This window comes from Primorskyibacter flagellatus (assembly GCF_014638275.1).
Lineage (GTDB): Bacteria > Pseudomonadota > Alphaproteobacteria > Rhodobacterales > Rhodobacteraceae > Pseudooceanicola > Pseudooceanicola flagellatus_A.
The window spans coordinates 811,380-830,705 of record NZ_BMFJ01000002.1 but is presented as its reverse complement, the minus strand read 5'-3'; the positions used below and the strand labels follow the sequence as shown (position 1 = coordinate 830,705).

Genomic DNA, 19,326 nt, shown 5'->3' with positions numbered 1-19,326 from the left:
CGATGGATTTCAACCTGCCCGAAGACGTGCTGATGACGCAGGACGTGGTGAAACGCTTTGTCCGCGACAAGCTGATCCCGCTGGAACCGCTGGTGATCCGGCGGGAGGTGGAACGCGGCATGACCGACGATCCGATCCTGCCGAAGGAGGTGGAGGACGATCTTCAGCGCCAGACGCAGGCGCTTGGCCTCTGGGGCATCGACGCGCCCGAGGAATTCGGCGGGCAGGATCTCGGCGCACTGATGAAATGCGTGGTCATCGAACAGATGAAGCATTCCATCGTGCCGCTGGTGCTGCCGCCGGACAGCCCGAACCTCTATTACCTCAAGCAGCAGTGCACGCCGGATCAGGCGATGCGGTATCTCGATCCGTATGTGAACGGAGAGAAGAAATCCTGCCTCGCCCTGTCCGAACCGGAAGCCGGGTCCGATGCTGCCGCGATCAAGACGCGGGCCGACCGGCGCGGGGACAAGTGGGTACTGAACGGAGAGAAGATCTGGATTTCCAACGCGCGGCGGTCGGACTTCATGATCGTCATCGCCGTGACAGACCCCGAGAAGCGCAAGCGCGGCGGGATGACGGCCTTCCTCGTGGACCGGGACACGCCGGGCGTGACGATTCCGACCTCCTTTCCGATGATCGGTGAATATCATCCCTATGCCGTTCATTTTCAGGACGTGGAGCTGGGCGACGAACAGGTGCTTGGCGAGGTCGGGCAGGCCTTCGTGCCCCTGTCCAACCGGCTTGGCATCCGGCGGATGGAGATTGCGGCGAGGTCCCTTGGCCTTGCCAGCCGGGCGATCGACATGATGATCGAACATGCCAACCGGCGGAAGACCTTCGGCGCGCCGCTGGCGGACCGGCAGAACACGCAGTTCTGGATTTCCGACAGCTGGCAGGAGCTCGAGATGGCGCGGCTGGCGACCTACCGGCTCGCCTGGCGGATCGATCAGGGCGAAAAGGATGTCCGGCGGGAGGCCGCCATGGTCAAGATCCAGGCGACGGAAATGGCGACGCGCGTTGTCGACCGGGCGATCCAGCTGCACGGCGGCATGGGCCTGTCGAAGGAACTGCCGCTGGAATACATGAGCCGGATCCTCCGCGTCTTCCGCATCGTGGAGGGGGCGAGCGAGATCCACCGCTGGACCATCGCGCGCGACCTTCTCCGCAACGGCCGGCCGGAGGCGTAGCGCATGACCCGCACCATTCCCTTCACCCTGATGCGCGGCGGCACGTCGAAAGGCGTGTTTCTGCATCGCGACGATGTGCCGGAGGACCGGGAGGACCTGTCGGCGCTGCTATCCGAACTGTTCGGCAGCCCCGACATGCGCCAGATCGACGGGCTTGGCGGGGCGGACAAGCTGACCAGCAAGGCGGCGGTCATGGGGCCTCCGCGCGGGCCGGATCATGACGTGACCTATCTGTTCGGCCAGGTCGGGATCGACAATCCGCGGGTGGATTACCTGCTGAACTGTGGGAACCTCAGCGCGTCCGCCGGGACATGGGCGGTCTACAACGGGCTGGTGCCCGCGACGACCGGGACCGTCGCGGTGCGGATCCTGAACGAGAATACCGGTAAGATCATCGTGGCGCATGTGCCCTGCGCGAATGGCGCGGTGGTGGAAGAGGGCGATTATGCCATCGCCGGGGTGCCGGGCACCGGCGCGCCGATCCCGCTTGATTTTGCCGGGGCGGCGGGGGCGATCACGGGCAAGCTTCTGCCGTTCGGTGAGGCGCTGACCGACCTCTTCGTGCCGGATCTGGACGGAGAGGTGGTGCAGGTGTCGGTGGTGGACTGCGCCAACCTCGTCGTGTTCGTTCGGGCCAGGGATGTCGGCCTCACAGCGCGTGAAACCCCGCAGGAACTGGACGTGCATCCTGTCGCCCAGCCCCGGATCAAGGCGATCCGGCGCGCCGTCGCGCATCGGCTTGGCATCGGGGATTACTTTGACGAACGCCCCGCCCCCGCCAGTCCGATCTGCGTGATGCTGGATCAGGCCAGGCCGGAGGAGGAGGCGGATCTTGCCGCCCGGCTTTATGCGAACGGTGCGACTTCGCGGGCCTTCGCCGGGACAGTCACCGCCTGTACCGGCGTCGCTGCGCGCATTCCGGGGACCATCACCGCGCTGACCATACCGCAGCCTGTGGCCGAAGGAGCTGCCCTGCGCATCCGGCATCCCGGCGGTGTGATCGACGTGCATGCCGCCGTCGCGGCGGACGGGACCGTGCAGCGGGCCGAGATCAAGCGCACCGCGCGGCGGCTGGCGGAGGGCCGCGCCTATCTCAGATCCAGCAGGAAGGAAGCCCTGGCATGACGGCTCCAAAAGCTCTGGAGGGCCTGCGCGTCCTCGACCTCGCAGGTCCTTTCGGGAACTATGCAGGCAAGATGTTTGCAGGGCTCGGTGCGGATGTGATCCTGGTGGAGCCGCCGCAGGGCGCACCGTCACGCGGCATCGGGCCGTTTCTGGACGACAGACCCGGTCCTGACCGGAGCATTCGCTTCGCTTATGAAAACCTCGGCAAACGCGGTATCGTTCTCGACCTGGAGACGGCGGAGGGGCGGGACGCATTCCTTGACCTCGCCGCGGCCAGCGACCTGGTTCTGGAAAGCTTCGGTCCCGGAGAGTTGGAGCGGCTTGGACTGACCGGCGACGTGCTGCGCCAGCGCAACCCGGCGCTGGTGCTGTCGCGGCTGTCGGCCTTCGGACAGACCGGACCGTTCGCGCAGTACAAGGCCGAGGATCTGACGCTGCTGGCCATGGGAGGTCTGCTGTTCCTTGGCGGCTATCCGGGCGAGGCGCCCGTCGCGGCGGGCGGTGGTCAGGCAGTTCTTTGCGGGAACCTCTTTGCGGCCGTGGCCTGCATGGTCGCGCTCACCGGGGCAGAGATGACGGGGGAGGGGCAGGACATCGACACCTCCATCCAGGAATCCGTGGTGATGGCGCTTGAGAACGCGGTGCAGTTCTATGACCTCGAAGGAACGGTGCGTCAGCGCTATGCCGGGGATCAGCGGCAGGCCGGGGCGGGGACCTTCGACTGTGCCGACGGGCAGGTCTATCTGCTTGCCGGGGGCGTCGCGGCCACCAAGTTCTGGATCAACACGCGTCAGTGGATGGCGGATGTCGGGGCCGACGGGGCGGAGGTGCTGTTCGGCGACGAATGGTTCGGCATTCCATTCCTTCGGACGCGGGGCGCGAAGGACCAGTTCCGCAGGACGTTCGAGAGCTACGCCCGCAGTCAGACCCGTGCGGAACTGTATGCCGAAGCGCAGCGCCGGCGGGTCCCGCTAGCCCCCGTGAACGGGCCGGCGGACCTCAAGGACAACAAACAGCTTCAGTTCCGGGAGTTCTTCGTGTCGGTCGCCAATGCGCTGCCCGGAACCGACCTGCTGATGCCCGGCGCACCCTATCGGCTTGAGGCAACACCATGGGTCGCCGGAGACCCCGCGCCCGCCCTTGGCGAGCATACGGAGGAGGTGCTGGCCACGCTGGCCGGGGCCGCAGACCAACCGACAAGAAGGGCCAAGGCATGACGGGACGACCACTCGAAGGCATCCGTGTCGCCGATTTCTGCTGGATCGGCGCCGGGTCCTACACGACCAAGATCCTCTCGGACATGGGTGCGGAGGTCATCAAGATCGAATCCAACGCACAGCTGGACAGCCTGCGGGTTGCGCCTCCGTTCAAGGATGGGATCAAGGGGGTGGACCGCTCGGGCTATTTCGCCGACCGGAACTCCAGCAAGAAGAGCCTGACGATCAACATGAAGCACCCGGACGCGCGGGAGGCGATCCTGAGGCTCATCCGGAAGAGCGATCTGGTCACCAACAACTTCACCCCCGGCGTGATGGAACGCTTCGGGCTGGGGTATGAGGAGCTGAAGGCGGTCAATCCGAAAATCATCTGGATGGGCATGTCGATGCAGGGGCAGGAGGGGCCGGAGAAGTCCTACCTCGGCTACGGGCTGACCATCGGCGCGCTGACCGGGCTGCACTGGGTGTCGGGACTGCCGGGCAAGGAACCGGCGGGGACGGGGACGAACTATCCCGACCATATCCCGAACCCCTGCCATGCCGCCTTTGCCGCGCTGGCGGCTCTCCGCCATGTCCGGCGCACAGGGCAGGGCCAGAAGATCGACGTCGCCCAGACCGAACCGATGATCGCCATGCTCGGTCCGGAAGTGACAGCGGCCAACCTGCGCGGCAACCGGCCTCCGCAGGGGAACCGGCAGAGGGATGTCGCGCCGCACGGAGTCTATCCGGTGGCGGGCGAGGACCGCTGGCTGGCGATCGTGGTGCGGGACGACCGGGAATGGGCCGCGCTCTGCGAGGTGCTGGGCGTGCCGGAGGAAGGCAGGTTCCGCACGGCCGATCAGCGGATGACACATCGCGATGCGCTGGATGACGCCATTGCGGCGCACACGCGGGACAGGGACGGGTACGATCTGATGGCGGCGCTTCAGGGACGTGGCGTGGCCTGCGGCGTCGTGCAGACCGCCGCAGACGTCACCGACCGCGACGAACAGCTGCGCCACCGCAATCACTGGCAGCGCATGGTCACCGAAGGCGTGGGTGAGATGCTGTACAACGCGCCGCCCTACCGGTTTTCCCGCAGCCCCTCGACCCTGCGCGGCCCCGCGCCGAAGCTGGGGGAGCATACGGCAGAGATCGCTACCGATCTGCTGGAACTGGACGAGGATGTGGTAAGGGATCAGTCAGAGGGCCGTCTGCTCTATTAGACTCCGGACGCGGGGTCGATTGCGCGCGCGGGACTCTGCTCCTACAACCGACCGCGAGGTCGCTTGCAGGGGGTTGAGAGATGGCGGTGTGGAACCTTGGCTCGGTCAATGCGGACCAGGTCTATCGACTGCCGCGACCTCTGGAGCCAGGGGAGACGATGACCGCAGATGCGTTCCAGCGCGGACTGGGCGGCAAGGGCGCGAACATGTCCGTGGCGCTGGCGCGGGCGGGTTCTGTCGTTCATCACATCGGCGCGGTTGGCGCGGACGGGACGTGGATGCGCGACCGGCTGGCCGGTTACGGCGTCGGGGTGGCGCACCTGGTGGAGCGGGGGGAAACCTCGGGTCACGCGATCATCCTGCTGGATACGGAGGGCGAGAACCGGATCGTCATCTGGCCCGCCGCCAATCATCTTATCGAGACAGGCGATCTGGCGGCTGCGCTTGGGACAGCCGCACCGGGCGACTGGGTGCTCTGCCAGAACGAGACAAATCTGCAGGCCGATTTCGCGCACAAGGCGAAAGCGCGCGGTCTGCGGGTGGCCTATGCCGCCGCGCCCTTCGATGTGGAGGCCGCGCAGGCGATGCTGCCCCATGCCGACCTGCTGGTCCTGAACGAGGTGGAGGCAGCGCAGCTTGAGACCGCCACCGGACTTTCGCCCGAGGCGTTGCCGGTTGCGCATGTAGTGGTGACCCTTGGCGCGCGCGGATGCCGCTGGTTCGACACTGTTTCAGGGGTTTCGCGTGATTTTCCCGCGCCTCGCGTGACGGTCACGGATACCACCGGCGCGGGGGACACCTTTACCGGCTATCTTGTCGGCGCGCTCGACCAGGGGGCGGGGATGGGGGATGCGCTGGCGCTGGCGCTGAAGGCCGGGGCGGTGATGGTCACGCGGCTCGGCACGGCAGATGTGATCCCGACGCGCGACGAGGTCGAAAAATTTTTCCTCAGTCCGTGAAACTCTGACACGCGGTGTTTCGTGACTCTGACCAAGCCCCGCAACGGGCGAAGTTTAGAGAAAGGGAGACACCTTATGAAATTCCGCATTGCAGCCGCCACCCTGATCCTGTCCGCAGGAACCGCCTTCGCCGCGAGCCACGGCATGGCGCCCATGGTCGAAGGCATGGACCAGGATGTGTCCGGCGGCACCGTGACCGCGTCCAAGGTCGTGGCCGGCGAAAACGGCTGGCTGGTCGTGCATCGCACCGATGCAGAGATGAAGCCGGGCCCGGTTGTCGGTTATGCGCCGCTGAAGATGGGCGAGAACATGGACGTCGCGGCGATCCTCACCGAAGAGGTGAAGTCCGGTGACATGCTCATGCTGATGGTGCATTCCGAAGCGGGCGGCATGAAGACGGGCGTGTTCGAATACACGCTCGGCGCGAAGGAAGACGGTCCGATCAAGCCGGACGGCAACCTCGTGATGACCACCATCACCGCGGAGTGACGCCATTCCGGGCACCCTCATGCCCGGAAGCGGGTGGTGCGGCTCCTGTCCTCTGATTGTTGTTCACCGGACCACCCTGAAAGACCGCGGCCAGTTCCGCGGTCTTTCGCTGTCTTGCATCTGCCGCGCGCGGCTCTAGCCTGCCGGGCGGACCGACAGGAGACCGGGATGCAGGACCAGACGACCCACGACGCAGCGGAGGATCCGCGCAACGCGACGCTGAAATTCTATCTCAACGGCCGGATCGTCGGGGCCGAGGAGGCCGTGGTCAGTGTCTATGACAGCGGCTTCCTGCTTGGCGACGGGGTATGGGAGGGGCTGCGGCTGTACGACGGCAGGTGGGCCTTCCTTGACGATCACCTCGACCGGCTGTTCGAAGCGGCGAAGGCGATCGACCTCGACATCGGGCTGGATCGCGCAGGGGTCGTCACCGCGCTGGAGTCGCTGCGCACCGCCAACGGGATGGAGACCGACGCCCATGCCCGGCTGATGGTGACGCGCGGGCGAAAGGTGCGTCCCTTCCAGCACCCCTCGCTGTCGCGGTCGGGTCCGACGGTGGCCATCATCATGGAGCATTCGGTGCCGAAGATCGGGCGGGCCCTGCGTCTGGCCACCGTGCCGCACATCCGGGGCCTTCCGATGAGCCAGGATCCGAAGCTGAATTCGCATTCCAAGCTGAACTGTGTGCTGGCCTGCATCGCCGCCGAAAAGGCCGGCGCGGACGAGGCGCTGATGCTGGACGTGCATGGCTTCGTGAACACGACCAATGCCTGCAACTTCTTCATCGTGCGGCGGGGGGAGGTGTGGACCTCGACCGGCGACTACTGCATGAACGGGATCACGCGTGCGAAGGTGATCGAGGTCTGCCGGAGCGCGAATATCCCCGTGTTCGAGAAGAATTTCTCACTCGTCGAATGCTATTCGGCCGAAGAAGCCTTCCTGACCGGCACCTTCGGCGCGCAGACCCCGGTCGGCATGATCGACGGGCGGGTGATCGGGTCCGGAGAGGCGGGGCCGGTGACGCGGCGCATCCGGACGCTTTACAAGGAACTGGTCGCGCAATGAAAATCGCCTGCTGGTCCGGACCGCGCAACATTTCCACCGCGCTGATGTATGCCTTTGCCAACCGCGCAGACTGTGGCGCGGTCGACGAACCCTTTTATGCCGCTTACCTGGCCGCAACCGGCAAGATGCACCCGATGCGGGAGGAGGTTCTCACCTCCCAGTCGCAGGACCCGGAGGCGGTGATTTCGACCCTGTTGCAGGCGGATTCGACCCCCCATGTCTATCACAAGCACATGGCGCAGCACATGCTGCCCGGTATCCGGCGGGACTGGTGGGGCGGGATGGCCCATGTGCTGCTGATCCGGCACCCGGCACGGGTGGTGGCATCTTTCACCAAGGGGTTCGCGGAGGCGGGGCTGGAGGATATCGGGGCGGTTCAGCTGGCCGGGATTTACGACGATCTGGTGGCGCAGGGAATTGCGCCGGTGGTGGTCGAAGGATCGGACGTGCGGGCAGACCCGGAAGGCGTGCTGCGGGCGTTGTGTTCCCGGATCGGGATCGACTGGGATCCGGCGATGCTGTCGTGGGAGGCCGGGCCGAAGCCCTGCGACGGGGTATGGGCGCCGGTCTGGTACGACGCGGTGCATCGGTCGACCGGGTTCGCGGGGGCCGAAGGCGCGCTGCCAGACCTGTCGGGCGACATGGCTGCGATGGCCGACAAGGCGATGCCGTATTACGAGAAACTGGCGGCGGTAAAGCTCAGGACCTGACCGCGGGTTCACGCACCTGCCGGGCGATTTCCCGGTCCGCATGGGCCTTGGCGCGGTGCGCGGCCATCTCCCCGGCCGACCGTGTGGCCGGGTTGGAATAGTCGTGTTTCCAATCGTCGTTCTCGGCCCAAATCTGCGGATTAGAGACTGTTTCGCCGGGGCCGGTAACGGTGTCGAGCGTTGCGAGAGCCAGTGCCAGCGTCTTTGCCTGCGATTGCGGATCGTGCGGTTTCCCTGCGGAATTGCCGAGCGGGAAATCGGAGAAAAGGAACCGCGGCGCCCCGGCATGTTCCACGACATCGCGCGCACATCCCATGATGACGGTCGGGATCCCGGCGGCCTCCAGGTGACGCGCGACCAGCGTGACAGACTGATGGCAGACGGGGCAGTTGGGGACGAAGAGCGCGGCCTCCGCCCCGTCCTCGCGGCAGCGTTTCAGGATCTCGGGTGCGTCGACGTCCAGCGTATGACGCTGCGACCGGTTGGTGGGCAGGCCGTGGAACCGGGGGGTCAGCGATCGGAACAACCGCCCCTCGACCGCACGCAGGGCGGGCAGAGGGAACCAGGTGCCGGAATCCTCCATGCTGGTGTGATCGCGGTCGATGGCAACATGGGAAATCCGCAGGTCGTGGTCCTGACGAACGTTGCCGGAATAGACCTCGTAAAACTTTGCGCTGGCGTTGTAGGGCGCGCCGGGACCCTGATCGCCCTTGTCAGGCTGAAAGGGGGAGGCGGTGGTGATGAGCGCCAGTTTCGTCTCTGACACCGGCTTTTTCAGGGGCGTGAACGGAACTTGGGTGTTGTGGGCCCAGACGTAGGGATTGTCGAAGCCAAGCGCGAGATACCAGTCGCGGGTGCGTTGCATGTAGGGGACAGGCGCGCTCATCAGCTGCCGAGAGAGCCGGAGGCGATACGGTTGGTTGCGCGCACCAGTTCGGCGGAAATGCCGGGTTCGGACAGGGCATGGCCGGCGTCGCCGACGATCTGAAGTTCTCCGTGCGGCCAGTCCGCCGCCAGCCGGTAGGCGGTCGCGGGCGGGCAGATCATGTCGTAGCGGCCCTGCACGATCACGCCGGGGATATGGGCAATCCGGTCCATGTTGGAAAGGATCTGGCCATCCGTCTCGAGCCAGCCGAAGTTCGTGAAATAATGGTTCTCCAGCCGGGCGAAGGCGCGGGCGTAGTCGCCGGGTGCCTCGCCTCCGTGACCGGCGGTGCGCATGGAGGCGAGGGAGTTTTCCCAGGCGGACCAGACGCGACCGAACGCCGTCTCCTCCTTCAGGTCGCCGCTGAACAGGCGACGGTGGTAGGCGGCGATCATGTCATGGCGTTCTTCGGGCGGAATAGGGTCGCAGAAGCGCGCCCAGGCTTCGGGCCAGAAGCTGCCCGCGCCGCCCTGGTAGAACCAGTCAAGCTCCGCCCGCGTCATCAGGAAGACGCCGCGCAGGACGAGGTGGGTGACGCGATCGGGATGGGCCTGGGCGTAGATCAGGGCGAGTGTCGCGCCCCAGCTCCCGCCGAAGACGACCCAGGTGTCGATGCCAAGCGTTTCGCGGATCTTCTCGATATCCGCCACTAGGTGCCAGGTGGTGTTGTCGGTAACGGAGGCGTGCGGACGGGAGCGTCCGCACCCCCGCTGGTCGAACAGGATCACGCGGTAGTGGGCGGGGTCGAAGTAGCGGCGCATCGCCGGGCTGCATCCGCCACCCGGACCGCCGTGCAGGACAACCACGGGCGCACCTTCGGGGTTGCCGGACTGTTCCATGTAGACCGTGTGACCATCGCCGACGTCCAGCATGCGCTGATCGAAGGGGTCGATCGGCGGGAAGAGATAAGACGCTGCGCTCTTTTGGCCCGAGGACTTGTCCATGTTCTGCCCTATATAGGTTGGCAACCAGAATGACCCCAAGGATCGGGAAATGCAATCAACCGCCCAGCCCTCCGCCACCATCGACCCGGCCGAGGTCGCCAAGTTCGAAGCGATGGCGGCGGACTGGTGGAATCCGGACGGGAAGTTCAAGCCGCTGCACATGATGAACCCGGTCCGGCTGGACTATATCACGCGCCAGATCGCCGCCGAGTTCGGGCGGGAGCTGGGCGGTGAACGTCCCTTCGAGGGGCTGCGGCTTCTCGACATCGGCTGCGGTGGCGGGCTGCTGTGTGAACCGATGGCGCGGCTTGGGGCGACGGTTGTGGGTGCCGACGCGGCAGAGCGGAACATCCCCGTGGCACAGGTCCATGCGGTGCAGTCCGATCTGGTGATCGATTATCGCCATACGACGGCAGAAGCGCTGGCCGCTGCGGGCGAGTCGTTTGACGTCGTTCTCAACATGGAAGTTGTGGAGCATGTTGCGGATCCGCTGGCCTATCTGACAGCGTGTCACGATCTGCTGAAACCCGGCGGGCTGCACATCTGTTCCACGATCAACCGCAATCCCAAGAGCTTTGCCATGGCGATTGTCGGGGCCGAGGTCATCATGCGCTGGCTGCCGCGCGGTACGCACGACTGGAAGAAATTCATCACCCCGGACGAACTTTTCGACCTGATGCGCCGTGCCGGGCTGGACCCGGTGGACCGCAAGGGTTTCGTGTTCAACCCGGTGTCCTGGCAGTGGCGGATTTCGGACCGCGATATGTCGGTGAACTACGTGACCGCCGCGGTCCGCCGTTAGGTCGGTCCAGATCAGTCAAGCCTGCTGCGCAATTCGCGAAGGATCGGCAGAACCGCGCGGACCTTTTCGGTGCCGAGGTCGCCGATCACCTCTTCCACCATGGGCGCGATGGCTTCGAGCGCGGTGTCGCGCGCCAGCCGCCCGGCGCGGGAAATGCCGACAAGCTTGCGCCGGGCGTCGTCCCAGTCCGGGCGTATATGGACATAACCGGCCCATTCCAGCTTGCTCAGCGTGTTGGTCATCGCCCCGCGCGTGACGTGGAAGGTCTGGGCCAGCTGCGCGGGGGTGCGCTCCTCCTCCACATGGGCGAGATGGTTGAGGACGGAGAAATGGGAGATCTCCATTCCCTTGGGCAGGACCTTCGACAGGCGGTTGCGGACCAGCTGGTCGGCGGTCAGGATTTCGCTGAACAGGGCGATGGCGAGGGCATTGGTCGGGTCCGTCATGCGTCCAGCGTGAACTCCCGGTCGTGGGTGAGGGAGGGGACGCGGCGGCGCGCGTCGTCCACGCGGGACAGGTCGAGGTCGACCATGTAGATGCCGGGATCGGTCCCCGCGTCCAGCAATACCTCACCCCAGGGCGCGATGGCAAGGGAATGACCATGGGTGCTGCGCTGCTTGCCAGCGGTCGCGGCATGGGTGCCGCATTGCGCCGGGGCCAGCACGAAGCAACCGGTTTCGATGGCGCGGGTCCGGAGGATCGGTTCCCAGTGCGCGGCGCCGGTGACCGGCGAGAAGGCGGCGGGAACGGTCAGGATCTGCGCCCCGGCATGGGCAAGCGTGCGGTAGAGCTTGGCAAAACGCAGGTCATAGCAGACGGTCATGCCGATCTTCGCGAAACCGGCATCGGCCAGCACGGCACGGGTACCGGGGCGGTAACCGGCGCTTTCGCGGTAGGTTTCGGTTTCCGATACGTCCACGTCGAACATGTGGATCTTGTCGTACCACGCGACGACCTCCCCCTCGGGCGAGATCAGGAAGGAACGGTTGGCGAAACGTCCGTCCGCATCCGTCGTCTTCACCCCGATGGAGCCGAGGAGGAGCCAGACGCCCTGCGCCTTCGCCTCCTCCCGCATCCCGGCGAGGAAGCTGTTGCCCTCCTCCGGCTCCAGAACCTCGTTCTGGTGGCTGCGGCTGGTGGACACGCAGTTCGACACCTCGGGCGTCAGGACGAACCCCGCGCCCTGTGCGGCCGCGTCGCGCACCATGGCGCGCAGGGTGGCAAGGTTTTCCTCGGGCATGTCCGAGGAGGTGATCTGGAGCAGCGCGGCCTTCATGGTCGTCCCCGTTCAGGCGGCCAGCATCGGGTCGAGCTTGCCGGAACGTTCCAGCGCGTAGAGATCGTCGCAGCCGCCCACGTGGTTGTCGCCGATGAAGATCTGCGGGACGGTGTGACGACCGGCGCGCTGCATCATCTCCTGCTTCTTCGTGGCGTCGGTCATGACGTCTATTTCGGTATATTCAACGTCCTTGCTGTCGAGCAGGCGCTTCGCGGCGGCGCAGTAGCCGCAGATCGGGGTCGTGTAGATCACAACGGGTTTCATGGGTGTCTCCGGGGGTTGTTCCCCCGGAATCTAGGCGTCTTTGACCGCGCGCGCCAGTGTCAGCACGGAAACCTCTGCCGCACCGGCCCTCAGCAGCGCCCCGGTTGCGGCGGCAAGGGTCGCGCCGGAGGTCATCACGTCATCGACCACAAGGACCGGGCGGTGGCGCGCCAGTTCGGCCTTCCGGTCGTTGATCGTCAGCGCGCGGGACATGGCTGAGAAGCGGTCATCGGGACTCATCCCGTCCAGAACCGGTGTGGCGGCAGGGCGGATCAGAAGGTCGGGGCAGAGGCCGAGGTCGAGCGCCTTCGCGACCCCGCGCGCCAGTAACACCGACTGGTTGTAGCGCCTGCGGATACGGCGCTGCCAGTGCAGCGGGACGGCGGTGACTAGGGTATGAGGCTGTACGATGTCGTGCGCCGCGGCGGCCATCCAGGTTGCAGCGGGTCGGGCGATGTCCACGCGGTCGCCATGTTTCAGTGCGAGCACCAGTTTCCGCGCGTTTCCTGCATAGAGCATCGCGGTGCGCCCGGCGGTCCAGGGCCGTTCGGTACGCAGGCAGTCGTCGCAGAGCTCTCCGGCGGCGGTGTGATCCCCTTTGAGAGGGGCGCCGCAGCCTTCGCAGAGCGGGGCGGAGACGAAGGGTGTATCCCGCCAGCAGGGGCCGCAGAGGCCATGGTCGGCGTCGACGAGCGCGTCGCATGTCAGGCAGGTCGTCGGGTAGATCAGCCGCAACCCCGTTTGCAGTACCGCCGCCGCCCGCATATCTATCGCTCCATGACCGCTTCGCCGCCCCGCCTGACCGACCGTGCCGCCCTGACCCGCAACCGCCGCAGGGTGCGGGAGGAGGCGCTGTTCCTGCACGACATCGCCATCGAGGATCTTCAGGATCGCCTGACCATGGTTAACAGGGCCTTTACGGCGCCCGCGATCGTGACGGGATTTCCGGAAAAGTGGCAGAAACTGCTGGGACCGGAGGCGCGCATCGTTCCGGATACGGAGGTTCTGGACCTCGAGCCGGGGGCGCATGACCTTGTCGTTCACGCCATGGCGCTGCACTGGGCCGACGATCCTGTCGGCCAGCTGATCCAATGCGCGCGGGCGTTGCGGCCCGACGGGCTGTTCCTCGGGATCTTTCCCGGCGGTCAGACCCTGACCGAATTGCGCGCTGCACTGGCGCAGGCGGAGTCCGAGGTGACCGGTGGCCTGTCCCCCCGCGTCGCCCCGATGGCAGAGATCCGGGACCTAGGCGCCCTGTTGCAGCGGGCAGGACTGGCGCTGCCGGTGGCGGACGGGCAGGTTCTGGAGGTCAGCTATGCCTCTGCCTTCGCGCTGATGCGGGAGCTGCGCACCATGGGCGAAGGGAATGCGCTGCAAGGCCGGCTTCGACATCCGACGCGCCGGGCGGTGATGGCGCGGGCGGCAGAGGTCTATGCCGAAGCGTATGGTGCGGGCGAACGGGTACGGGCGACGTTCGAACTCATCACCCTGACGGGATGGGCTCCGGACGACAGCCAGCCGAAACCGCTGCGCCCGGGATCTGCGACTCAGCGTCTCGCCGATGCGCTGAATGTGCGGGAAACGCCTCTCAAGGATTGACCGGGGGCGCGAAGTCTTTACCTCCCCCGGAAACGATTGCCAGGGAATGACCATGACCGACGCGCGCCCCAGCCATGCCCCCGCCGACCACCCCGTCCTGCCGAAAGAGAAGGTCGGTGTCCTGATCGCCAATCTCGGGACCCCGGACGGCACGGACTACTGGTCGATGCGGCGCTACCTGTCGGAGTTCCTGTCCGACAAGCGGGTCATCGACTATCCGGCGTGGAAGTGGCAGCCGATCCTGCAGGGCATCGTGCTGTCGGTGCGCCCGTCGAAATCCGGCGCGGCCTACCGGTCGATCTGGAACACGGAAGCCGACGAATCGCCCCTGATGACGATCACGAAGCAGCAGGTTTCTGCGCTGAAGACGGTGCTGGCAGAGAGGTATGGCGACCGGGTCATGGTCGATTTCTGCATGCGCTACGGCAACCCGTCGACCCCGTCAAAGGTGCGGGCGATGGTGGCGGCGGGATGTACGAAGATTCTGTTCTGCCCGCTTTATCCGCAATACGCCGGGGCGACGACGGCGACGGCGAACGATCAGTTCTTCCGCGCGCTGATGGCAGAGAAGTGGCAGCCCGCGTCGCGCACCCTCCCGCCCTATTTCGAGGATCCGGCCTATGTCGATGCGCTCGCCCAGTCGGTGGAGCGGGCGGTCGGGGATACGTTGCCGGATGTGCTGGTGTGTTCCTACCATGGCTTGCCGTTCCGGTACCTGACGGAAGGTGATCCCTATCACTGCCAGTGTCAGAAGACGACGCGGCTGCTGCGGGAACGTCTGGGATGGGAGAAGGAGCGCGTGATCACGACCTTCCAGTCCAAGTTCGGCCCGGAGGAGTGGCTGAAGCCCTACACGGTGGAGGAGGTCGCGCGTCTGGCGGAAGCCGGCAAGACGCGGATCGCGGTCATCGCGCCGGCGTTTTCAGCGGACTGCATCGAGACGCTGGAAGAGATCAACGAGGAAATCCGCGAGAGTTTCGAACATGCGGGGGGCGAGAGCTTTACCTACATTCCCTGCCTGAACGACGATCCGCCCCATATCGCGGCGCTTGCGGGCCGTATCGGGGCGGAACTGCGGGGCTGGGTGGACTGAGCGCTGCCCGGTCCGCTGCGCGGGCGCATCTGGCAGGAACACGACCAAGCGGCGACCGGATGCACAAACGAAAACGGCGGCGCCGAGGCACCGCCGTTTCCCTGAATTGCTTCAGCTGATCTCAGTTCGCAACGGCAGCTGCGACGATTGCGAGCAGCAGGAGCGGGATCAGGATGCCGGACGAAGAGGAAGTGGTTTCTTCGACAACAACGGGAGCTTCGATAACCGGCTCGGCCAGGGAGCCTGCGGTTGCGGTCGAAGCTGCAGCTGCCAGAGCGGCGGCGAGAACGAGTTTCTTCATAGTATCCTCCAGATATTCGCCGGACGGCACACACACCAATCCGGCACCCAAGACTTACCTCGTAACTCGTTCTAAGCAGCAAATTCCGGCGATTGCAAATCCTTGTTAGGCCAGCGTGATGCTGCGGTGCCGCAATGTCGTCAAATTAGCAACACCTGCGTCCCTACGCGCGCGAGCTCGAAAAGCTCTGTAATATGTTCATTGTAAAGGCCGATGCAGCCGTTGGAGGACCGGCGTCCGATCTTGCGTGTGTCGTGGGTGCCGTGGATGCGGTAGTAGGTCCAGCCGAGATACAATGCGAGCGGTCCAAGCGGATTGTCCGGCGCTCCGCCTTCGACGACTGCGGGCCACTCCGGGTTGCGCTCGCGCATGTTCGGAGTCGGACGCCAGGTCGGGGCGACAACCTTCTGGATGACGGTGGTGCGGCCCTTGCGCGTCAGTTCCTCGGTCAGCGGGACGGAGGTGGGATAGAGCTTGTAGATCGACTGATCCTCGGACCAGTAGTGCAGGGCGCGGCTGTCGACATCGACGAGAATCGCGCCGTTGCGGGTGTTGGAGAAGTAGGGCTGCCAGTCGAGCGAGCGGAAGCTCGAGATATTGTGACGCACCACCTCGTTCGGGTCGCGTTCGACCTCGGTCGAATTTTCGAAGGGGGTCGAATAGTTGCTGGTCTGGGACAGTGCGGGGGTGGCCAGGACGGCGGCGGTGCCTGCCAGGAAGGCGCGGCGGGAGTTTTCATGGCGTTTCATGACGGACCTGCTGGATCGGTTCGGGTTACCTCTCATGATATGGAATGAATCGCGCAGAGACAAATCAAAGGATCGTAGGTGGTGCAGAGTTGCCAGCCCTCCGCGCGATGTTGAGGGAACTGGGTTTGAAGTGGGCGGTTGCTTTCGGTAAGTGTGATCCAACACGGCTTTAGCAGGACAGACACGGATGCGGTTCTCCCTTTTCATCGTTGCGGCGCTGGTCGCCCTTTCGGCCTGCACCCCGGTGCCCACGACCACGGCTCCGCAGCTTGGTTCCGACGGGAAACCGCTGCCGAAGCTCTATCGCATCCCGGCCAACGGGAAATCCAAGATCCCCTATGAGGTGCTGGATGCGGTCAACGCCCTGCGCGCGGCCTCCGGCGCGCCGGCGGTGCAGATCGACGCGCGCCTGACGGCCGCCGCGGCGACGCATGCGCAGGACATGGCGCGGCAGAACCGGCCCTGGCATTTCGGGTCGGACGGGTCCTCTCCGATCGACCGGGTGCGCCGGGTCGGCTACGGCGGCGCGATGCTCGGCGAGAATATCTCGGAAACCTACGAGAGCGAACTTGAGACGCTGGCGGCCTGGATGGATCAGGACGACACGCGCCGCGTGATCCTTGACCGGCGGGCGCAGGACATGGGCTTTGCCTGGTTCCAGGAGAACAGCGGCAAGATCTGGTGGACCATGATCATGGGCGGCGGTGGCGGTTTCACTCCGGGCACCTGACGCGATCTGTCGGGGGACGATGCCCCCCAAGGCCCATACCAGAGACAAAACTTAGTCGAGTTTGAGGATATAGTCCTTTTCGCTCCAGCTTCCGTCAGAGCAGCGGGCACGGATCCGCACCTTCCGGGTGCCGTCCGGGATCATCACCGATGACAGCGACCGCGTGAAAGGCTGGTTATGGCCATGGGGATGCATGAGCTCCCGGAAGCCAAGCGAATTGCCGGCCATGTCGAGCACCTCCCAGCCATCGGCGAAATGGTCCCAGCCTTCGTCGCCGTGCACCAGCGTCACGCTGATCTTCCATCCCATGCCAGAGGGATGCGCCTTGGCATCGAGAATCGTCGGCGGGTCCGCCAGGGCGAGGGTCGGGGCGAGCCCCAGGAGGAGGAGGAGGCGGGTCATGCCCCTGCTTACACGCGCGCCGGCCGGATTGGAAAGCGCGGAGCGGTCACACTGGCGTGCGGTCGGTGGCATCGGCAAGGGCGTTGCGCGACTGGGAATAGAATTCGCGCCGCAGCAGGACGGCGCATACCACGGCTGTGCCAAGGATCAGCGCCTCGGGTCCAAGCAACCACGCGGCAGAGCCAAGCGCGAAGTAGACCGACCGCAGCCCCCGGTTGAAACTGCGCGCCGCCGCGACATTGATGGCCGCCGCCTTGGCTGCGCGGGGCAGGGCGTTCGGATCGTCCGGATCGTTCGGCACCGCGCCCATGAGCACTGCGCAATAGCCGAAAAGCCGGTTGGACCATACGAATTTCAGGAAGGCGTTCAGCAGGAAGACGAGTGAGGCGATCAGCTTGATCTCCCACACGATGGCCGGGTGGGATTCCAGCGTGATCTGGTTGGCGAGGCCCATGAGCTGTTCGGTATTGGCCACCGCGGCGAGGACTCCTCCCAGGGCGATGAGGCTGGCCGAGGCGAAGAAGGAGGTGCTCTGCCGCAGGGTGGACAGGGTCTGCGCGTCGAAGATGCGGGGGGAACGGGTCACCATCTGCCGCATCCATTCGCGCCGGTATTCCGCCATGAGCAGCGAGACGGAGGGGCGCGAGGCCGGGGGATGTTCGATCCGCCAACCGGTGATCTGCCAGGCGAGCAGGATCAGGGCCAGCGCGGCGAAGTCCAGCGGGGTGAAGAGCGAAAGGCGGTCCATCCAGGTCATGTGCCCAGTTAGCCCGGTCCCGTGCGCCTTGCCAATGCGTGCCGTGAGGGGCTAGAACCCGACCACTCCCGCAATTTGCGAGGCCCGCCATGCAGATGCCCGTTCCCGACCCCCGGATCCTGTCGCAGAAGGACGCGCTGGTTTCCGCGCTGGCGGCGGTTCTGCCCGGCGATGCCGTGATTTCGGACCCGGCAGAGACGCGGGCCTACGAATGCGACGCACTGACGGCCTATCGCTGCCCGCCGATGCTGGCCGTATTGCCGTCGACGACGGAGGAGGTCGCGGCGGTGCTCAGGGTCTGCCACCGCTTCGGCGTGCCGGTCGTGCCGCGCGGATCTGGCACCTCACTCGCCGGGGGGGCTTTGCCAACGGCGGATTGCGTGATCCTCGGCGTGGCGCGCATGACAGCGGTGCTGGAGCGGAGCTACGAGGACCGCTTCATCCGCGTCCAGACCGGACGCACCAACCTGTCGGTGACCGGAGAGGTGGAGGCCGACGGCTTCTTCTACGCCCCCGACCCGTCGTCGCAGCTGGCCTGTGCCATTGCCGGAAACATCGCGATGAATTCGGGCGGGGCGCATTGTCTGAAATACGGGGTGACGACGAACAACCTGCTTGGTGTGACCATGGTGACGATGGAGGGCGAGGTTCTCTCGATCGGCGGGCCGTATCTGGACGCCGGGGGACTGGACCTGCTTGGGGTCATCTGCGGGTCAGAAGGGCAGCTTGGGGTCGTGACGGAGGCCGTGCTGCGCATCCTGCCCAAGCCCGAAGGCGCGCGGCCCGTCCTCATGGGGTTCGATAACAACGAGGTGGCCGGGGCCTGTGTCCGCGACATTATCGAGGCCGGTGTCCTGCCCGTGGCGATTGAGTTCATGGACCGCCCCTGCATCGAGGCGACGGAAGCCTTTGCCGGAGCCGGGTATCCAGACTGCGAGGCACTGCTCATCGTGGAGGTCGAAGGGTCCGACGCCGAGATCGCCGAACAGCTTGAGGTCATCACCGCCATCGCCCGACGCCACAACCCGGTCGAGCTGCGCGAAAGCCGTTCGGCGGACGAAAGCGCGCGGATCTGGCTGGGGCGCAAGTCCGCCTTCGGGGCCATGGGGCAGATCAACGACTACATGTGTCTCGACGGCACGATCCCGGTCAGTGAACTGCCGGTGGTGCTGAAACGCATGAGCGCGCTGTCGGATCAGTACGGGCTGAAGGTCGCGAACGTGTTTCATGCCGGCGACGGCAACCTGCACCCGCTGATCCTGTTCGACGCCAACAAGGATGGTGACCTTGAAACCTGCGAGGAGATGGGGGCGGAGATCCTGAGGCTTTGTGTCGAGGTCGGCGGCTGCCTGACCGGAGAGCACGGAGTCGGCGTGGAGAAGCGCGATCTCATGGGGCACCAGTACGCGCCCGCCGATCTTGAGGCGCAGATGGCGGTGAAGGATGTATTCGACCCGAAGTGGCTGCTGAACCCGGCGAAGGTCTTCCCGCTCGATACCTCCGTTACGCGGCGGGGCTGAG

General features: G+C 65.7%; 23 protein-coding genes. 13 read left to right on the top strand and 10 right to left on the bottom strand.

Features of this window, described 5'->3' with window-relative positions; translation table 11 throughout:
- Positions 1 to 2: 2 nt before the first annotated feature.
- From IEV87_RS18380 to IEV87_RS18345, 8 genes are all read left to right on the top strand, one after another.
- Complete coding sequence (locus IEV87_RS18380; protein WP_188479269.1) at positions 3 to 1,190, top strand: acyl-CoA dehydrogenase family protein; 1,188 nt, start codon at positions 3 to 5, stop codon at positions 1,188 to 1,190.
- 3 nt (positions 1,191 to 1,193) lie between these two features.
- Positions 1,194 to 2,315, top strand: coding sequence for a PrpF domain-containing protein (locus IEV87_RS18375; protein WP_188479268.1), 1,122 nt, complete (start codon positions 1,194 to 1,196; stop codon positions 2,313 to 2,315).
- On the top strand, positions 2,312 to 3,532 hold the full coding sequence (locus tag IEV87_RS18370) for a CaiB/BaiF CoA transferase family protein (protein WP_188479267.1): 1,221 nt from the start codon (positions 2,312 to 2,314) through the stop codon (positions 3,530 to 3,532). The genes IEV87_RS18375 and IEV87_RS18370 overlap by 4 nt, the downstream gene beginning before the upstream one ends.
- Positions 3,529 to 4,737 carry a CaiB/BaiF CoA transferase family protein gene (locus IEV87_RS18365; RefSeq protein WP_188479266.1) on the top strand — a complete coding sequence of 403 codons (1,209 nt, stop codon included), beginning with the start codon at positions 3,529 to 3,531 and terminating at the stop codon, positions 4,735 to 4,737. The genes IEV87_RS18370 and IEV87_RS18365 overlap by 4 nt, the downstream gene beginning before the upstream one ends.
- Positions 4,738 to 4,817: 80 nt before the next feature.
- A complete protein-coding gene (locus IEV87_RS18360) occupies positions 4,818 to 5,696 on the top strand; it encodes a ribokinase (protein WP_188479265.1) in 879 nt (292 codons plus the stop codon).
- 75 nt (positions 5,697 to 5,771) lie between these two features.
- Complete coding sequence (locus tag IEV87_RS18355; RefSeq protein ID WP_188479264.1) at positions 5,772 to 6,185, top strand: DUF7282 domain-containing protein; 414 nt, start codon at positions 5,772 to 5,774, stop codon at positions 6,183 to 6,185.
- Positions 6,186 to 6,353: 168 nt separating this feature from the next.
- Positions 6,354 to 7,250, top strand: coding sequence for a D-amino acid aminotransferase (locus IEV87_RS18350; RefSeq protein WP_188479263.1), 897 nt, complete (start codon positions 6,354 to 6,356; stop codon positions 7,248 to 7,250).
- Positions 7,247 to 7,960, top strand: a complete 714-nt coding sequence (locus tag IEV87_RS18345) for a sulfotransferase-like domain-containing protein (RefSeq protein WP_188479262.1) — start codon at positions 7,247 to 7,249, stop codon at positions 7,958 to 7,960. The genes IEV87_RS18350 and IEV87_RS18345 overlap by 4 nt, the downstream gene beginning before the upstream one ends.
- Here IEV87_RS18345 and IEV87_RS18340 read toward each other — a convergent pair.
- Together IEV87_RS18340 and pip are read right to left on the bottom strand one after the other, a co-directional pair.
- Positions 7,950 to 8,846 (bottom strand): glycine reductase, encoded by an 897-nt coding sequence (locus IEV87_RS18340; RefSeq protein ID WP_188479261.1) that lies wholly within the window; start codon positions 8,844 to 8,846, stop codon positions 7,950 to 7,952. The genes IEV87_RS18345 and IEV87_RS18340 overlap by 11 nt on opposite strands.
- A complete protein-coding gene (gene pip, locus IEV87_RS18335; RefSeq protein ID WP_188479260.1) occupies positions 8,846 to 9,829 on the bottom strand; it encodes a prolyl aminopeptidase in 984 nt (327 codons plus the stop codon). Before pip ends, IEV87_RS18340 begins: the two co-directional genes overlap by 1 nt.
- A 49-nt stretch (positions 9,830 to 9,878) precedes the next feature.
- Between pip and ubiG the strand changes: the two genes are divergently transcribed.
- Entirely contained in the window at positions 9,879 to 10,631 is a 753-nt protein-coding gene (gene ubiG, locus IEV87_RS18330; RefSeq protein WP_188479259.1) for a bifunctional 2-polyprenyl-6-hydroxyphenol methylase/3-demethylubiquinol 3-O-methyltransferase UbiG, read from the top strand.
- A gap of 11 nt (positions 10,632 to 10,642) precedes the next feature.
- Here ubiG and IEV87_RS18325 read toward each other — a convergent pair whose 3' ends face one another.
- Genes IEV87_RS18325 through IEV87_RS18310 form a run of 4 tightly spaced genes read right to left on the bottom strand, consistent with a single transcriptional unit; the run spans position 10,643 to position 12,939 of the window.
- Complete coding sequence (locus tag IEV87_RS18325) at positions 10,643 to 11,077, bottom strand: MarR family winged helix-turn-helix transcriptional regulator (protein WP_188479258.1); 435 nt, start codon at positions 11,075 to 11,077, stop codon at positions 10,643 to 10,645.
- Positions 11,074 to 11,907, bottom strand: coding sequence for a carbon-nitrogen hydrolase family protein (locus tag IEV87_RS18320; RefSeq protein ID WP_188479257.1), 834 nt, complete (start codon positions 11,905 to 11,907; stop codon positions 11,074 to 11,076). The genes IEV87_RS18325 and IEV87_RS18320 overlap by 4 nt, the downstream gene beginning before the upstream one ends.
- 12 nt (positions 11,908 to 11,919) lie before the next feature.
- Entirely contained in the window at positions 11,920 to 12,174 is a 255-nt protein-coding gene (gene grxC / locus IEV87_RS18315) for a glutaredoxin 3 (RefSeq protein WP_188479256.1), read from the bottom strand.
- A gap of 30 nt (positions 12,175 to 12,204) precedes the next feature.
- Entirely contained in the window at positions 12,205 to 12,939 is a 735-nt protein-coding gene (locus IEV87_RS18310; RefSeq protein ID WP_188479255.1) for a ComF family protein, read from the bottom strand.
- 12 nt (positions 12,940 to 12,951) lie between these two features.
- Here IEV87_RS18310 and IEV87_RS18305 point away from each other — a divergent pair, with 12 nt between their 5' ends.
- Positions 12,952 to 13,773 (top strand): methyltransferase domain-containing protein, encoded by an 822-nt coding sequence (locus tag IEV87_RS18305; RefSeq protein WP_188479254.1) that lies wholly within the window; start codon positions 12,952 to 12,954, stop codon positions 13,771 to 13,773.
- A gap of 52 nt (positions 13,774 to 13,825) precedes the next feature.
- The gene (hemH, locus tag IEV87_RS18300; protein WP_188479253.1) at positions 13,826 to 14,866 is read left to right on the top strand and encodes a ferrochelatase; all 1,041 of its coding nucleotides are present in this window, start codon (positions 13,826 to 13,828) and stop codon (positions 14,864 to 14,866) included.
- A 121-nt stretch (positions 14,867 to 14,987) separates the two neighbouring features.
- On the opposite strand, the gene IEV87_RS18295 is transcribed toward hemH, so the two are convergent.
- Positions 14,988 to 15,167 carry a hypothetical protein gene (locus IEV87_RS18295; protein WP_188479252.1) on the bottom strand — a complete coding sequence of 60 codons (180 nt, stop codon included), beginning with the start codon at positions 15,165 to 15,167 and terminating at the stop codon, positions 14,988 to 14,990.
- 140 nt (positions 15,168 to 15,307) lie between these two features.
- Complete coding sequence (locus IEV87_RS18290; protein WP_188479251.1) at positions 15,308 to 15,916, bottom strand: L,D-transpeptidase; 609 nt, start codon at positions 15,914 to 15,916, stop codon at positions 15,308 to 15,310.
- A 187-nt stretch (positions 15,917 to 16,103) separates the two neighbouring features.
- On the opposite strand from IEV87_RS18290, the gene IEV87_RS18285 reads away from it, so the two are divergent.
- The gene (locus IEV87_RS18285) at positions 16,104 to 16,646 is read left to right on the top strand and encodes a CAP domain-containing protein (RefSeq protein WP_188479250.1); all 543 of its coding nucleotides are present in this window, start codon (positions 16,104 to 16,106) and stop codon (positions 16,644 to 16,646) included.
- A gap of 51 nt (positions 16,647 to 16,697) precedes the next feature.
- On the opposite strand, the gene IEV87_RS18280 is transcribed toward IEV87_RS18285, so the two are convergent.
- Complete coding sequence (locus IEV87_RS18280; protein ID WP_188479249.1) at positions 16,698 to 17,048, bottom strand: hypothetical protein; 351 nt, start codon at positions 17,046 to 17,048, stop codon at positions 16,698 to 16,700.
- Positions 17,049 to 17,094: 46 nt separating this feature from the next.
- The gene (locus tag IEV87_RS18275; protein ID WP_188479248.1) at positions 17,095 to 17,805 is read right to left on the bottom strand and encodes a DUF599 domain-containing protein; all 711 of its coding nucleotides are present in this window, start codon (positions 17,803 to 17,805) and stop codon (positions 17,095 to 17,097) included.
- An 89-nt stretch (positions 17,806 to 17,894) separates the two neighbouring features.
- Between IEV87_RS18275 and IEV87_RS18270 the strand changes: the two genes are divergently transcribed.
- Positions 17,895 to 19,325: an FAD-linked oxidase C-terminal domain-containing protein gene (locus IEV87_RS18270; protein WP_188479247.1), complete on the top strand. Its 1,431-nt coding sequence runs from the start codon at positions 17,895 to 17,897 to the stop codon at positions 19,323 to 19,325.
- Position 19,326: the final 1 nt, after the last annotated feature.